The following is a 15,202-nucleotide window of genomic DNA, read 5'->3' on the forward strand; positions in this document are numbered from 1 at the left end:
GAAAAATTCGATTGAATCGGGTAGATCAATCATGTCCTATTCTTGCCTAATCCTATTCGGTGTGGATATAATTAGCCATCAGAGTTTGCGGAAAGGAAAGATGAAGCATGCACAATTTCGTCCACCCCCCTAAGATTTCTGCCCATCTGCAAGAACTGATTCTTCTTATTCAACGTCACGCGCCTTCGGACGGAAAACACGCCACAGCAGTGCCGGATCTTTGTTTCAGGCGCGCAAGCCATATGTCGGAGCCGACGCATACGGTCAATATGCCCTCACTGTACGTGGTCGCACAAGGTTCAAAGACTGCAATGCTGGGCGGGGAAAATTACGTGTACAATCCGGCTACCTACATGGTCACCTCAGTGCATCTGCCTGTAATCGGGAAAATCACTTTAGCCTCGCCGCATGTTCCTTATCTAAGCCTTCATTTATCCATTAACCCAGATGAAATTCTGGACATTATCCATAAGAGCAGCTCCCAATGGAACGGAAAGACGGAGCGAGGCATATTGGTGAGCCAATCCGATCATCTGCTGCTTGATGGGCTGCTTCGGCTTGTCAGACTTTTGGATACCCCTGAGGATATTCAGTTTCTTGCGCCGCTTATCACCCGCGAGATCCTTTATCGTTTGCTGCAAGGTGAGCAGGGAGCTTTAATCAGGCAATTTGCCATAGTCGGCAGTTATGCGCATAGCATTTCCAAAACAATCAATCTGATTAACCGCGATTACTCCAAGCCTCTTGTGATCGAAGAATTGGCGAAGGCAGCAAACATGAGCCCTTCTTCTTTGCACAAGCATTTTAAAAGGATAACGGCGATAAGCCCACTACAGTATCAGAAGGCTATCCGACTGCAGACAGCACGCCGCTTGCTGCTCTCGGAGGGATTAGAAGCCGCTGATGCGGGCTTTCGCGTTGGCTACGAGAGTCCTTCGCAGTTCAGCCGGGAGTATGGCCGCATGTTTGGACGCCCCCCAATGAACGATGTTAAGCATCAGCGTAATGCCTTAAGTGCTCCGGTTGATTGATATGCAATAAACCTAAGAAAACCGTCAGGACGCATCTCCCTGACGGTTTTTCTTATTGTCCGTCCCACGCCTCTCCTCCGTTCTCTCCGAGACCAAAGTCTAGTAATGAACGGAACCTAAGGCAGACGCGAAGCAGGTAAATTTTAGTTAAAGTAAGTTGCAGAGGATAACATTAGATATTAGCTGAACGGCACGGGTGTAATCATCATACATATAAGCGGGGGCAATTATGGAATTATTGATTGAAAGTGTGAGCAAGAAATATAAAGGGAATTTTTATGGGCTTCGGGACTTATCGCTAGAGATACAAACAGGTGTCTTGGGATTGCTTGGCCCGAATGGTGCAGGAAAATCAACATTGATGAGAATTCTATCGACCATTACCCAGCCAACCGGTGGAAAGGTGAGCTGGAATGGCATCGATATTACGAAAGATCCCAATTCTGTACGACGTATTTTAGGCTATTTGCCACAGGATTTTGGCGTTTACCCTCATTTAAACGCAGTTGAGTTTTTGGAATATTTGGCGTCAATCAGAGGGCTGGATTATAAAATCGCAAGAAAAAGAATTGAAGAGCTGCTGCACCTGGTTAATCTGCATGAGGTGCGCAAAAAACCGTTGAATGGTTTTTCAGGCGGGATGAGGCAGCGGGTGGGCATAGCACAGGCGTTACTGAACGATCCCCAGCTATTAATCGTTGATGAGCCAACGGTGGGACTTGATCCTGAGGAGCGTATTCGGTTTCGTAATCTCCTATCCGAATTATCTGGGGAGCGTATTGTTATTTTATCCACCCATATCGTATCCGACATCGAAGCAACCGCCACCGATATCGCCATTGTCAATCAAGGACGAAGTATCGTACAGGCGGCTCCAAGTGAATTATTAGCAGCTACAGTGGGAAAAGTGTGGGAGTGGCTAATACCGAGTCATACATGGGTGAAGGTACGCAAACAATTACTGGTCAGCAGCACCATTCAAACCAGTGAAGGGGTACATGTAAAGGTTATTGCTGATACTCAGCCATCAGCGGAGAGCCGCTTGGTCACACCAACTTTAGAGGATGCATATTTGTATTACATTTCAGCAAGCAAGCAGTGGGCAATAGCATGACCTCGCTTCGTATTCTCTTTCACTTGATGAAAGCGGACTATTTGGAAAGGGTTCGACGCTATAGCTTTTTGATTACCGTGCTCCTGTCCATGTTCATCGTATATAAGTACATACCTTCAAGTGATGATAATTATTTAACCTTATCGCTGCAATCTATGCGCGGCCTATATAGCTCTGCATGGGTCGGTAGTGGAGTCGCGGTATTGACATCGATGCTATTAAGTCTTCCAGCGTTTTTTCTAGTGAAAAATGCGATAGAACGGGATGTGCAGACTGGGGTCGGGCAAATCATTGCGACAACTCCGACTACTAAGTGGATGTACACCATGGGCAAAATGTGGAGCAACTTCGTTTACTTGATGTCTATCGTTGCTGTTTTAATGGTTTCTGCGCTTGCCATGCAGCTAATTAGAGGGGAAGATTACGCGGTTGATTTGGTTGCTTTATGGCTTCCATTTATGTATTCTACATTGCCAACGATGGCTTTGGTGGCTTCAATTGCCATCTTTTTTGAAGCTGTACCTTGGTTGCGTAAGGGATTGAGCAATTTAATATATTTTGCAATGTGGATCTTATCGCTGATTTTTTCGACCAAGGCAACTCATTCCAGCCAGGATATGTTCGGAATCTCGCCGATTATTACGAACATGTCGAGCGAGGCGAATGAAAGGATTCCCAATAGCCTTGGGGGCCATGTCTCAGGGATAAGCCCCTTGAAGGGAGAGCTGCTAACCTACGACTGGAACGGTGTACATTGGACGATCCAGATGTTTTTAGAACGCTATGCGTGGCTTGCTGCGGCAGTCATTGTTGTAACCGTGGCTTCCTTCTTTTTTCACCGGTTTGATCTGACACGATACGTTAAAATGAATAAATTAAGCAAGCCCAATGGAACTGAAAAGGTAGAGCCGCACAGTAAGCCAGCATCTAGGAAGGATACAGATATAAAGCTGACTCCTTATGGGGCTGCAAAGTGGCAAACAAACTATTTTACAACATTAGCTCTGGAAGTGCGTCTTATGCTCAAAGGGCAGCGTTTGTGGTGGTACTTAGCAGCATTGGCTATGATCGTGTTAGGTTTAGTATTACCGATGGAAACTGTAACAGCGTATGTTGTACCTTTTACTTGGCTATTGCCTATCCTCCTTTGGTCGACAATGGGAACAAATGAATCGTATTATCGTACCCATTCATTGGTTTTTACAGCGGTGTATCCCGTTCGCAATACATTTGTCGGAGTATGGCTGGCTGGAATTATCGTTGCATATTTGACGGGCAGTGGGGCGCTCATTCATTTTCTTATTGCAGGAGAATGGGACAGTTTAATGGCCATGGGCGTTGGTGGATTGTTTATACCTACTTTAGCTGTGGCATTAGGGATATGGTCGGGGAATAGCAAGCTGTTTCAAGTAGTATTTATGCTGCTATGGTATCTGGGCCCCTTTAACAAGTGGGATGCTTTGGATTTTATAGGGTCGACACCGGAAGGTCTGGAGCGAGGGATATATGTGTATTACCTGCTAGCTACTATTATTTTGCTGATATTGGCCGTCATGGGTAGAGCGCGTCAAGCGAAAATGTATAGTTAATAGGAGTTAAAGCGTCAAAGCACAGGGATGTGCTTCTGACGCTTTTTTGGTCTGATTTTTCATGTAAGGGGCGCAGCGTATGAGGATGAAGGAGCTGGCGTTATTGAACAGCCAATTCCATAAAATTGTTTGCTGCCAGCCGAACGGCTAGCACACTTCCCGTATTGAGGGAGTTATCGAAATAAAGGACATGATTGTTTTTGACCGCCGCAAGCGATTGCCATACTGCCAGCTTCTCGTTTTGCTTAACAGCCGCTTTTGCCACCTCTATATCATGCTGAAAAATAATATAGTCAGGGTTCATATCGGATAGAGCCTCTACGGATAGCACATCGTTGTCAGCGGGATATCCTTTCGGCACTAGCAAGCCAAAACCAGTCGTTTCATTGTAATACATCGTATTGTTTGTGCCTTGTGCAATAAAAGTGCCATCATCGCCAACCCGCAGCAGAGCGAACGTTTTATCTTTCAAAGCGCCAAGCTGCTGCTTGGATTGTTCAATGGCCGCCTTCGTTTCCTTAATATATTGCTCAGCCAATTCCTCTTTGCCTACAATTTGGGCACTAAGCAAGGTAGCTTCTTCCCAGGTGTCTGCGTAATTGATTTGAACAACTGGCGCGATTTTGCTCAATTCGTCATATAGGGCGTCTATATGTCCTTTAAAGGTCACAATGACATCCGGATTCGCCTCGATAATCTTCTCTAGATTAAGCTCGCGTCCGCTACCCAAATCAATAACATCGGCTGTATCGGCATAAGGCTTCAGCGTAGCGTATTCTGCGAGCGCACTTGCCGCACTGCCGGACGCGATAGGAGGTGTATCCAAGGCAAAAAAGTAGTCCAAATACAAAGGATGAAGCACCGCTATCCGCTTCGGCTGCTCCTCAAGCACAATGTCATGGCCCGCACCATCGGTAATGGTTCTTGGCCAAGTGGCAGAGGCTTCGGCAGGGCTTTCTTTCGCTGCGCCTGCATCTGAGGCCAGTGCACTTTCAGAAGGAGAGGGACTACTTGCATTTGAAGAAAGGTCGTTGTCTGTGGGCTGATTATTTCCGCTTGCACCGGAACAACCGGCGAAGAGAGCGGTCAATATAAAAAGAGAAACAAGGAGCCCGAGCAGTTTATTCATGAGGAATCCTCCGGATTAAGTGTGTGATTTTGTATAAAGATGCTTCATTAAATCGCGATTTTTTTGAGTGAACAGGTCGTTGTGCGAGGAGATCATCCCGTTAGCACTAGCATCTGGCGTTACAAACTGCTTGGCTTTATTGACGGCATTGGCGGCATCCTGGAATGCTCCCGCAATGAGGTGCAGCTTGCCTTCATGATGCAAAATATCGCCAGCAGCATAGAGACCCGGCACAGAGGTTTCGCTCAATGGTGTTCCCGCAACCTGATAATTGAGCAGCTCGATATTGATGCTGCTGTTGCCAAGCAATTCCTTGTCGCGCTCGTAGCCATGGTTGATGATAACCTCATCGATTGCCAGCTTGAATAAGGTTTCCCCTTCATTCTGGTTCAGAAGCACGGTTTCGATCCGGCTATGGTCCTCCGTTGCGATCAGCTTATCGATGGTGCTGTTAAGCAAGCATTCCACGCCATTTTTTTGCAGACGGGTCACATCCGCTTCATGGCCCTTTAAAGCATCTTTCCGGTAGGTCAAATAAACCTTCTTGGCAATATGCGCGAGCTCATTGGCCCAGTCCACCGCAGAATGGCCGCCGCCTGAGATCAATACGGTTTTATCCTTAAAGCGGGCCAATGATTTGACGGTGTAGTGCAGGTTGGTGACCTCGAAGCGTTCTGCCCCTTCAATCTCCAGCTTAATGGGCTTCAAAATGCCCCCGCCAACCGCGAGCAGCACCGCTTTGGACAGATGCGTCTGACGGCTAGCTGTATGAAGAACAAAGTGCCCTGCTTCGTTTTGGTCAATCGAGGTGACCTTCTCGCCAAGCACGACCTCTGGATGGAAGGTCATCCCTTGTGTGACCATCTGGTCAATCAGCTGTGCTCCCAGTAGAGGAGTCACACCTCCTACGTCCCAGATCATTTTTTCGGGATATACATGAACTTTGCCGCCAAGCTGGGGCTGAAATTCAATAATCTTGGTTTTCATTTCCCGCAGCCCGCTGTAAAAGGCTCCGAACAATCCGGCGGGACCGCCTCCAATAATCGTTAAGTCATATAATTCTTGTTCATTCATAACGCATATTCACCTCGTTTTTGTTGTTGATCCTTCATTTTGGGAAAAAGCTTGCTCTATTCCTAAATGATCGCCTAAGACCTGTGCTAACTATCAATAATGATTATTATTATCAATATGTAGTATATCAAGAACCAGAACGATTGCGAATGCACAAATCACTAATGGGATATGCATCATTATTAAAGGGGGAAAAAGAGGGAGCGGGAGCATGGGGGCTTTGTTTCCTCCCACTTATAAGTTTTCATGCTCCTGTTTTTGAGAATAAGCGGAAGGGGACAAACCAAACTTCTTTTTAAAAATTCGGCTAAAATATAGGGGATTGGAATAGCCGACACTTCCGGCTATGTCGCCGATGGGGAATTCTCCTATCTTCAATAGCTCGCTTGCTCTTTCCATTCGATAATGAATGACATAGTCGATGGGGCGGAATCCGGTATACTTATGAAAAAAATAAGAAAAACGTTTCGGACTCATCGCGTGCAGCTCGGAAAGCTCGTCCAGAGTCAGCGGATCCATATAGTGGCCGTTGATATAGGAGACGGCTTCTTCAATCGCTTTTTTGTCAGGAGGATAGTCGCTTCCACCGCTCTCTCTGTGCTTGCAGCCTACGAATACCTGATGCATAATGCCGAGAAACAATTCCTTGACCCGAAGCTTTCCAATTCCGCCTGTGGAATGCATATGATGGAGCAGCATGGCCAAATGTTCATGTATGCGCGAGTGAACGCCCGGCTCCAGCCTGAAATGGGTGTCGAATGTAGAAGGGCTGTCCGTGTCGTAGAGGTTATTAAACCGGTATAAAACGGTATAATATTCATACTCCGACTGGCTTGTCACATGCGCGTGAAGCAGCTTGTTCGGAGGCGAATGAAAAATCGAGCCGGCTTGCAAATCGTAGGTAGCGTTATCTACCCTTATGCGCGCTTCTCCGCGAACAGGAAACAACAGCCCATGCTTCATTGTTTTATAACCGCGCAGGACGTTGCCGGGCTGGATGACGAATCGGTGGACTTCAGCTATATCATAGGAACCGCCCGCAAACATTTCAGCTAATTCATCAACATCAATCATGTTCCCTCACTTCTTCCGTTAGTATCTATTTATATAAATTATACGTTAGAACTCGGCAAAACTGTAGCGGGATGGAGGCAAGTGGGTTCATTCCCGCGACTGTCGTAAGGGGAAAGATGAAGCTGGCTTTTGCTAGAAGGTATATCGCTCTTTGCGTTTTGCGCAGGGAGCAGACCTATGAAACGAAGAGCAAATGTCCTAGTACCGTTCAACGCTGGCTCATTAACTTTTTAGCTTCAAAATATAGGACTTGAATAAATTTCTTGGTATTTTGCCTAATCAAGCTGGCGGCATCAGCTTCTTCATTCTCCAAATCCTTCATCCGTTTGCGGATGTCGCTTAGATCAAAAAACTTATTCGCGTATTGCTCGAATTTCGGATTGGAGTAATCAAGCAACCCCAGGGAGGCCAAGTGGGTTAGCGCTTGGTTCACCGTCCGCCGTACACGCTGTTCGGCGGCTTTTCCCTCCTTTTTCAAGTCGGTCTCGGAAGCGGCGGGCCCGAGTTTTTTCAAGGCGAGCTGCTTGTAAGTGTCTTGTAGCGGAGGGAAGCCCTGCTCCAATGGATGCTCGTTATCGTAACGGAACAAATAATCGAGCATCTCCAGCAAGTCTTTGCAGCCAGCCTCGCCGATTAACCCTAGGTCCGATAGCACGTAGTTTCCGCAAGTGATAATGCTTTTATCAGGAGAGGCTGCCTCTTTCTCCGTTATTGCGCCGCCTAAGCCTAGAGAACTGAGCGACTTTTGAATATCTCGAAGCGATTGATGCAAACGCAGCAGCTCGGAAACTTTGCGTATGACCGAAATAAATTCCAAGCGATTTATCGGCTTGGTGATATAATGTTCAATTCCGAAGGAATAGGCTTTGCCGATCATGTCCTTCGACTCCACTTGAGACAGCATGACGATTTTCCCTTTGAAGCTGCTCGATATTTCACGAACCGTTTCTATGCCGTCACGAATGGGCATCAGCAAATCAATCAGAACGATATCCGCCTGCTTGAGGTCGAGCAGCGTATTATCGACATGCGCCCCGTCTTCGGCTTCCCCTACAACACTTCCTAAATCCTCATCCTCAATCATTTGCTCCAGCATGGAGCGTACGGCCGGATCGTCATCGATTATAAAGAAACGCATGATGCTACTCCTCCTTTCCTATTTGGCCCACAGGCAGTGTGATCGTGAAAATAGTGCCTTGCTCATCGCTCCCAGCTTGAACTTGGACAGTTCCAAGCAGACGCTCCGTCTCTTGCTTGACATAAGCCAGGCCGATTCCCGTAGAGGGGTTGCCGGATTTATCGTATTTCGTCGTATATCCGGGTATGAAGATTTTCTCCCGATATTTGGGTGCAATACCCGGACCATTATCGGCTACGAGGAAAACGACAGCTTCCTGCTCCCGTTTAACCTCCATTCGGATAGCCCCGGCTTCATTTAATGCCTCGACGGCATTCACGACCAAGTTATTGAGCAAGGACAATGAAACGTATACGTGGCACAAAGGAAAGACGCCTTCCATATGCAGCGAAAAATCGATCTGCTTGCCGAGCGAGCGGGCATATTTCTGATTCGAACGTAGAACAATATCAACTAATGCTTCCAATGGCATATAGTCGCTTTCGTGCGATATTAAGCCGGACAGCCCGGCATAAATGCGTTGATTGTCCTTTTTGATATCGTGAACCTGTCCAGCAATTTGTAGAGCCTTTTGAGCTAGCTCGTCAAGCGGCTCTGGTTGTTCAGCTTTTAAAGATTGATATAACCCGTAGCTGTCCCGGGCGATATTCTCCGCATTGTGCAGCGTTTTCTTCAATTGAATGGATTCCTCGTACAGCTCCGAGATAAGGAGAAGCATCTTCTCGTTTTCCTTGCGCGTCAGCTCCTCGGTCGCCCTCGACTGGCGTAATATGACGAGATTAAACAAGGAAAGCACAAAGAAGCTTCTGAAAATCCCGATGATCAAAATTTGATTCCAAGTAGAGAAGCTTACGACCTGCTCTGTAACCGAATAACGCATCAGCAGCTCTGCGAGCGACGCAGCAATTTCAATTGTCACGCCTAATAAGCCTAGAACAATGGGGCGGTTATGATAACGATTCAGTCGTACAGCTCTAAATGCCACCGCATAGGTCAAATAATAGAAGAATACAGGATAGTGGTGCAGAAAAGCAGCGTCCCAGCTTCTGGCCGGCTCGATGGCCACCTCAAGCCCCGTGCGAAAAAAGGTAACCGCAGCGCCGACAAGCAGGCCGGAGACAAAAGGGGAGGGAAACCTCAGCCAGAGTAAAAATAGAAAGAAGGTGGGCGTTCCCAGACTGACCCGAAAATCATTATGAAACGGATAAAAATTCAATTCCCCCGCAAGCGGCACCGAAACAACCATCAGCAGAAACAAAAGCCATTTGTCTCTCAATGCTACCTCCCAGCCTCCTTTCTTGCACGACGTAACAGTCATTCGACATCTTTTTCCATATTCCTCCGTAAAAAGCTTTCTTTCTTCCTCCTCATTATGCCGAAATTAATAAATTCTTATAACGAATATGTAGATTCAAATAGATTTGTGTAGCTTGCCTGTACAATGAAACCATTCGAAGGAATAGCGAAATTATACAATATGAAAGCGCTTAATAACCTACAGAAAAGGGGAAGCATGATGAAAAAATTTGGTTTGGCTTTTCAAATTTTAGTCGGCCTCGTATTAGGGGTAGCTGTAGGGGCTATCTTTTATGGCAACCCAACCATCGAAAGCTACTTGAAGCCGGCGGGGGACATTTTCATACGATTGATCAAGATGATAGTCGTTCCCATTGTCGTCTCCTCGCTAGTTGTCGGAATAGCTGGTGTTGGAGATATTAAAAAACTCGGCAAGCTGGGCGGGAAGACGATTCTTTATTTTGAAATCGTGACGACAGCAGCCATTGTTTTCGGCCTGCTTATCGCGGATATTTTTCAGCCCGGGGCTGGCGTTAATATGACGGGGTTAGCCAAGTCGGACATCTCGAGTTATGTCGAAGCAACGGAAAAAGTGACCAATAATAGCTTTATGGATACCTTTGTAAATATTGTTCCAAAAAACATTTTCGAATCATTAGTAGCCGGCGATATGCTCGCCATCATCTTTTTCTCGGTATTTCTGGGTCTGGGCATTGCCGCTATCGGCGAGAAAGGGAAGCCGGTTCTTTCTTTCTTCCAAGGTCTTGCCGAATCGATGTTTTGGGTAACGAATCAAATTATGAAATTTGCTCCGATCGGCGTTTTTGGATTAATCGGCATGACCGTATCTAAATTCGGCATTGCCTCGCTGCTTCCTTTGGGGAAGCTAGTATTGGCCGTGTATGTGGGCATGATTCTGTTTGTAGTGCTTATTCTTGGCCTGATTACGAAGCTATGCGGAACTAGTCTCATATCGATCATTCGCATATTGAAAGATGAACTCATACTCGCGTATTCGACAGCAAGCTCCGAAACAGCGCTTCCCAAGATGATGGAGAAAATGGAGAAGTTCGGAGTTCCGAAATCCATTACCTCTTTCGTCATCCCGGTCGGATATTCATTCAATTTGGATGGGTCGACCTTGTATCAAGCGATAACGGCATTGTTTATCGCGCAAATGTACGGCATTCACATGCCGATCAGCTCTCAAATTATGCTGGTGCTTGTCCTGATGCTGACCTCAAAAGGAATTGCCGGGGTGCCGGGCGCTTCGTACGTCGTTCTGCTGGCCACTCTGGGGTCAGTCGGCATTCCGCTCGAAGGGCTTGCCTTTATCGCGGGGATTGACCGCATTTTGGATATGGCCCGTTCAGTAGTCAATGTCCTTGGAAATTCCATCGCTACGGTTGTAATGGCGAAATGGGAGAAACAATATGATCAGAATAAGGGACAACAATATTTGGAGACGCTCAAAAAAAGTTCGTAAGACCATAACAAGGGGGAATTGTCCAATGTCAGCTCAATTTAGAATCGAAAAAGATTTCCTTGGCTCTAAAGAAGTGCCGGAAGACGCCTATTATGGCATTCAAACGATGCGAGCAGTAGAAAACTTTCCAATTACCGGTTACCGCATTCATGAAGAGTTGATTCGTGCGATGGCTATCGTTAAACATGCGGCAGTTGAAGCGAACATGGAGATTAGACAGCTGAACCCGGAAACCGGAAAAGCCATTATGCAAGCGGCACAGGAAATTATAGATGGGAAATGGCATGAGCAATTTATCGTTGACCCGATACAGGGCGGAGCAGGCACATCCATTAATATGAATGCCAATGAGGTCATTGCCAACAGGGCGATCGAAATTCTTGGAGGAACGAAAGGCGATTATTTTAATGTTAGTCCCAACACGCATGTGAATATGTCCCAGTCGACCAACGACGCTTTTCCGACAGCGATTCATATCGCCGTGCTCGTTTTAATTGATAAGCTGCTGGCGACGATGGAGGAAATGCTGGCGGCGTTTCGGAAAAAGGCTGTGCAGTTCGACGGCATTATTAAAATGGGGCGGACGCATCTTCAAGATGGCGTACCGATCCGTCTCGGGCAGGAGTTTGAGGCCTACAGCCGGGTTCTGGAGCGTGATATTAAGAGAATCAAGCAAACCCGCGGCCACTTGTACGAGGTCAATATGGGGGCAACGGCTGTCGGAACGAGCCTCAATGCCGATCCCCGCTATATTAAGCGGGTTGTTGAATCGCTTGCCGAGCTTAGCGGCTTGCCGCTTATCAATGCAGAACACTTGGTCGACGCTACGCAAAATACGGATGCTTATACGGAAGTGTCTGCGGCGCTCAAAGTATGCATGATCAACATGTCCAAGATCGCCAATGACTTGCGCCTGATGGCTTCCGGGCCGCGTGCCGGATTCGGGGAATTGAATTTGCCTGCCCGCCAGCCGGGCTCGTCCATCATGCCGGGCAAGGTCAATCCAGTTATGGCGGAGGTCGTCAATCAGGTGGCGTTCCAGGTCATAGGCAATGACCATACGATTTGTCTGGCTTCTGAAGCCGGGCAGCTTGAGCTTAACGTCATGGAGCCAGTACTCGTATTTAATTTGCTTCAATCCCTCAGCATGATGAATCAAGTATTTAAAGTTTTTCGCGCTCATTGCTTGGAAGAAATCGAAGCGAATGTCGAGCGCTGCAAAGAGTATGTGGAGAAAAGCGTCGGGGTTATCACTGCGCTCAACCCGCATCTTGGCTATGAGGTCGTAGCCCGAATTGCGCGCGAAGCGATTTTGACAGGCCGTTCGGTTCGGGAGCTATGCCTGCTTTACAACGTGCTGACGGAAGAGGAGCTCCAAATCATTCTTGATCCGTATGAGATGACGAACCCGGGCATTGCGGGAGTGGAGCTTTTGGACCAAAGATAAAAAGCAATTTCTATAAATAGAGTGACCCAAAAAGGAGAGAGCGAGATGTCCGTAACAAGTGGTGCCAGTACCTATATGATATTTCGGCTGCAAATAGATAAACAACTAACTTCTCTCGGCGATATTGCTGCTGCAATTGAAAGGACAAGCGGGGATATCGTGGGGATTGACGTTATCTCGTCGAGCCGTACGAGCACCGTCCGCGATATTACCGTTAACGTATCCGATCAGGCACACAGCAAGCAGATTGTCGAATCGCTTGAGAAGCTGCAAGGCGTTAAAGTCATTCATGTGTCGGACCGGACCTTCCTTGTGCATTTGGGCGGTAAAATTGAGATCACCTCCAAAATACCGGTGAAAAACCGTGATGATTTATCGCGGGTATATACACCCGGTGTCGCACAAGTTTGTACAGCGATTGCGGAGAAGCCGAATAAGGCCTACTCGCTGACGATCAAACGAAATACGATTGCCGTTGTTTCTGACGGAACAGCTGTACTCGGACTTGGCGACATCGGGCCGATGGCGGCCATGCCGGTAATGGAAGGCAAGGCCATGCTGTTCAAAGAATTTGCTGGCGTGGACGCCTTTCCGATATGCCTGGATACGAAGGATACCGAAGAAATTATCCGCATCGTAAAGGCTATTGCTCCGGCATTCGGAGGCATCAATTTGGAAGACATTTCGTCACCGCGCTGCTTTGAAATCGAGGAGCGTTTGAAGCAGGAGCTGGATATCCCTGTGTTTCACGATGACCAACACGGAACGGCTGTGGTCATCCTGGCCGGGCTGCTCAATGCGCTCAAAATTACCGGCAAGCAAATGTCGGATATTAAAGTCATTGTGAATGGCATTGGCGCAGCGGGCATTGCTTGCTCGAAGATGCTTCTGGCTGCGGGCGTGCGCAATTTAATCGGTGTAGACCGCGAAGGCGCCATTAATCGGAACATCCCGTATGGCAATCCTCATTGGAAGGCGTTTGCCGAGCTAACGAATCCGCATTTGGAAACAGGCGGCTTGTCTGAAGTGATCAAGGGAGCGGATGTATTTATCGGCGTATCGGCTCCGAATATTCTCAAGGTCGAAGACGTCCAGTCCATGGCGAAAGACCCGATCGTCTTTGCAATGGCGAACCCGGTACCGGAGATCGATCCAGAGCTGGCCGAGCCTTACGTTCGAGTGATGGCGACAGGGCGGTCCGACAAGCCGAACCAGATCAATAACGTGCTTTGCTTTCCGGGCATTTTCCGCGGCGCCTTGGATTGCCGGGCGAGCGAGATCAATGAAGCGATGAAGCTTGCAGCCGCTCAGGCGATCGCATCCGTGGTGACGGATGAAGAATTGAGCGAAACGTATATTATTCCGAGCGTGTTCAACCAGAAAGTAGTGGAAAAGGTAAGAGAGGCCGTTATAGAAGCAGCCTACAATACCGGAGTTGCCCGGAAAAAATGGAGAGATTCCAATAAAGAGTAATTTCGGCTGCTATTCCGGTGCGTTGCGAAGCTTACTCATAGGAGCAGTTATCACAAAAGCGTTCTTTTGTGATAACTGCTTTTTATCGTATAGCCAGTAAAGCTGGTTGACCCAATTTATGCAGACCCGTTTTCACAATCTACCTTGGCGGACTGAGCTTCCGCTATTCTAGCTCTTAATCCCATTTCAGGTCGTAAGCGGACAGGAGATTCGCTATTGCCCTCACATTCCGCTCAAAATGAAGATAGGCAGCACATTAGCGGCTCCTGTGTCCGAAACCTGTACCGAAACTAGTGATTCGGTTGAAATAGCGGATGCTGTGTCCTCCAAGTTATGCCATAAGCGGCTATTATGAGCACTATACGCAAATTTATTAAAAATACATATAAAAAAGGGCTGCTGGAAAACCTCCAGTAGCCCTCTCCTCCCGAAATCCCTCAAAACGAGCTTAAAATCATTTTAGGCTTGCTTCGCCTTGTAGCTGTTCAGCCACTTGTAAGCGGCAACGGCCAGCACCGAGCCGGCAAGCGGGGCAATAAGGAATACCCACACTTGAGATAAAGCCTGCCCGCCAAGCAGCAATGCGGGTCCCAAGCTTCTCGCAGGATTCACGGAAGTCCCCGTTAAGGCGATCCCAAGAATATGGACAAAAGCGAGTGTCAGCCCGATAACGAGGCCCGTTACATTTCCATTGCCCTCAGTTGAGGTCACACCCAATATCGTATAAATAAATACGAAGGTTAAGATGATTTCCACAATGAATGCCATCAGTGCTGAAATTCCGATCCCATAGCCAGCGCCAAAACCGTTCTGGCCGAGCCCTGTCGTAGGCAGGCCTGCGGAGACAATGATGGCGTACAAAACAGCGGAGCCTGCAATAGCGCCAGCGATTTGCGAAACCACGTATCCGATGAAATCCGCTCCCGATAGCTTCCGGCTAATGAGCATGGCGAGTGAAACTGCCGGATTGATTTGACACCCCGAAATCGGTCCGATGACGTAGGCCATCGCCACAATAGACAGCCCGAATGCCAATGCAATGCCCAAATAGCCAAGCTCAGCTCCCGCTGTAGCCGCACTGCCGCAGCCGAATAGAACAAGGACGAAGGTTCCAATAAATTCGGCTGCACATTTTTTGAATGACGCGTTCATAACTTACCTCCCAAGGATTAAAAATCTTTTTGATTATAAGGGAGGCTCATCTACAAAAACTGAACATGGTGCGGAGAAGCGCTCAACTAGAGGTTAAATACAACCAAAGACGGTGCCCTATTTCATCCATGCGATGGATTTAGAAGGATCGGCAGTGAAGTAAGATGGAGTTATCAGCTGAAATGATAGGGAATGGAAA

Annotated in this window: 12 protein-coding genes; 6 read left to right on the plus strand and 6 right to left on the minus strand. The window is 47.6% G+C overall.

Annotated features, from left to right (window positions below; translation table 11 throughout):
- Positions 1-107 precede the first annotated feature (107 nt).
- The 3 genes from BBD42_RS09455 to BBD42_RS09465 all read left to right on the plus strand — a co-directional run bounded on the left by BBD42_RS09455 (position 108) and on the right by BBD42_RS09465 (position 3,734).
- The gene (locus BBD42_RS09455) at positions 108-1,031 is read left to right on the plus strand and encodes an AraC family transcriptional regulator (RefSeq protein WP_099517927.1); all 924 of its coding nucleotides are present in this window, start codon (positions 108-110) and stop codon (positions 1,029-1,031) included.
- A 229-nt stretch (positions 1,032-1,260) separates the two neighbouring features.
- Positions 1,261-2,145 (plus strand): ABC transporter ATP-binding protein, encoded by an 885-nt coding sequence (locus BBD42_RS09460; RefSeq protein ID WP_099517928.1) that lies wholly within the window; start codon positions 1,261-1,263, stop codon positions 2,143-2,145.
- Complete coding sequence (locus tag BBD42_RS09465) at positions 2,142-3,734, plus strand: hypothetical protein (RefSeq protein ID WP_099517929.1); 1,593 nt, start codon at positions 2,142-2,144, stop codon at positions 3,732-3,734. Before BBD42_RS09460 ends, BBD42_RS09465 begins: the two co-directional genes overlap by 4 nt.
- 100 nt (positions 3,735-3,834) lie before the next feature.
- On the opposite strand, the gene BBD42_RS09470 is transcribed toward BBD42_RS09465, so the two are convergent.
- The 5 genes from BBD42_RS09470 to BBD42_RS09490 all read right to left on the minus strand — a co-directional run bounded on the left by BBD42_RS09470 (position 3,835) and on the right by BBD42_RS09490 (position 9,425).
- Positions 3,835-4,863, minus strand: a complete 1,029-nt coding sequence (locus tag BBD42_RS09470; RefSeq protein ID WP_099517930.1) for an iron-siderophore ABC transporter substrate-binding protein — start codon at positions 4,861-4,863, stop codon at positions 3,835-3,837.
- Between the two features lie 15 nt (positions 4,864-4,878).
- Positions 4,879-5,937, minus strand: a complete 1,059-nt coding sequence (locus BBD42_RS09475) for an NAD(P)/FAD-dependent oxidoreductase (RefSeq protein WP_099517931.1) — start codon at positions 5,935-5,937, stop codon at positions 4,879-4,881.
- A 234-nt stretch (positions 5,938-6,171) separates the two neighbouring features.
- Positions 6,172-7,011: an AraC family transcriptional regulator gene (locus tag BBD42_RS09480; RefSeq protein WP_099517932.1), complete on the minus strand. Its 840-nt coding sequence runs from the start codon at positions 7,009-7,011 to the stop codon at positions 6,172-6,174.
- Between the two features lie 208 nt (positions 7,012-7,219).
- Positions 7,220-8,149 carry a DNA-binding domain-containing protein gene (locus BBD42_RS09485; protein WP_099517933.1) on the minus strand — a complete coding sequence of 310 codons (930 nt, stop codon included), beginning with the start codon at positions 8,147-8,149 and terminating at the stop codon, positions 7,220-7,222.
- 4 nt (positions 8,150-8,153) lie between these two features.
- Positions 8,154-9,425, minus strand: coding sequence for a sensor histidine kinase (locus tag BBD42_RS09490; protein WP_237163430.1), 1,272 nt, complete (start codon positions 9,423-9,425; stop codon positions 8,154-8,156).
- Positions 9,426-9,665: 240 nt separating this feature from the next.
- Between BBD42_RS09490 and BBD42_RS09495 the strand changes: the two genes are divergently transcribed.
- Genes BBD42_RS09495 through BBD42_RS09505 form a run of 3 tightly spaced genes read left to right on the plus strand, consistent with a single transcriptional unit; the run spans position 9,666 to position 13,851 of the window.
- Positions 9,666-10,931, plus strand: coding sequence for a cation:dicarboxylate symporter family transporter (locus tag BBD42_RS09495; RefSeq protein ID WP_099517935.1), 1,266 nt, complete (start codon positions 9,666-9,668; stop codon positions 10,929-10,931).
- 25 nt (positions 10,932-10,956) lie between these two features.
- Positions 10,957-12,378, plus strand: coding sequence for an aspartate ammonia-lyase (gene aspA, locus BBD42_RS09500; RefSeq protein ID WP_099517936.1), 1,422 nt, complete (start codon positions 10,957-10,959; stop codon positions 12,376-12,378).
- Positions 12,379-12,423: 45 nt separating this feature from the next.
- Complete coding sequence (locus tag BBD42_RS09505) at positions 12,424-13,851, plus strand: NAD-dependent malic enzyme (protein ID WP_099517937.1); 1,428 nt, start codon at positions 12,424-12,426, stop codon at positions 13,849-13,851.
- Between the two features lie 459 nt (positions 13,852-14,310).
- Here the strand turns inward: BBD42_RS09505 and BBD42_RS09510 are convergent, their stop codons facing one another.
- Positions 14,311-15,003 (minus strand): MIP/aquaporin family protein, encoded by a 693-nt coding sequence (locus tag BBD42_RS09510; RefSeq protein ID WP_099517938.1) that lies wholly within the window; start codon positions 15,001-15,003, stop codon positions 14,311-14,313.
- Between the last annotated feature and the right edge of the window lie 199 nt (positions 15,004-15,202).

Origin of the sequence: Paenibacillus sp. BIHB 4019, from assembly GCF_002741035.1 — a bacterium.
Classification (GTDB): Bacteria; Bacillota; Bacilli; order Paenibacillales; family Paenibacillaceae; genus Pristimantibacillus.

What these genes read in the sequence shown, in the direction of transcription:
- BBD42_RS09465 (WP_099517929.1), top strand. Translation starts at nt 2,142, where the DNA reads ATGACCTCGCTTCGTATTCTCTTTCACTTGATGAAAGCGGACTATTTG.
- BBD42_RS09485 (WP_099517933.1), bottom strand. Translation starts at nt 8,149, where the DNA reads ATGCGTTTCTTTATAATCGATGACGATCCGGCCGTACGCTCCATGCTG.
- BBD42_RS09475 (WP_099517931.1), bottom strand. Translation starts at nt 5,937, where the DNA reads ATGAATGAACAAGAATTATATGACTTAACGATTATTGGAGGCGGTCCC.
- aspA (WP_099517936.1), top strand. Translation starts at nt 10,957, where the DNA reads ATGTCAGCTCAATTTAGAATCGAAAAAGATTTCCTTGGCTCTAAAGAA.
- BBD42_RS09455 (WP_099517927.1), top strand. Translation starts at nt 108, where the DNA reads ATGCACAATTTCGTCCACCCCCCTAAGATTTCTGCCCATCTGCAAGAA.
- BBD42_RS09470 (WP_099517930.1), bottom strand. Translation starts at nt 4,863, where the DNA reads ATGAATAAACTGCTCGGGCTCCTTGTTTCTCTTTTTATATTGACCGCT.
- BBD42_RS09510 (WP_099517938.1), bottom strand. Translation starts at nt 15,003, where the DNA reads ATGAACGCGTCATTCAAAAAATGTGCAGCCGAATTTATTGGAACCTTC.
- BBD42_RS09505 (WP_099517937.1), top strand. Translation starts at nt 12,424, where the DNA reads ATGTCCGTAACAAGTGGTGCCAGTACCTATATGATATTTCGGCTGCAA.
- BBD42_RS09480 (WP_099517932.1), bottom strand. Translation starts at nt 7,011, where the DNA reads ATGATTGATGTTGATGAATTAGCTGAAATGTTTGCGGGCGGTTCCTAT.
- BBD42_RS09495 (WP_099517935.1), top strand. Translation starts at nt 9,666, where the DNA reads ATGAAAAAATTTGGTTTGGCTTTTCAAATTTTAGTCGGCCTCGTATTA.
- BBD42_RS09460 (WP_099517928.1), top strand. Translation starts at nt 1,261, where the DNA reads ATGGAATTATTGATTGAAAGTGTGAGCAAGAAATATAAAGGGAATTTT.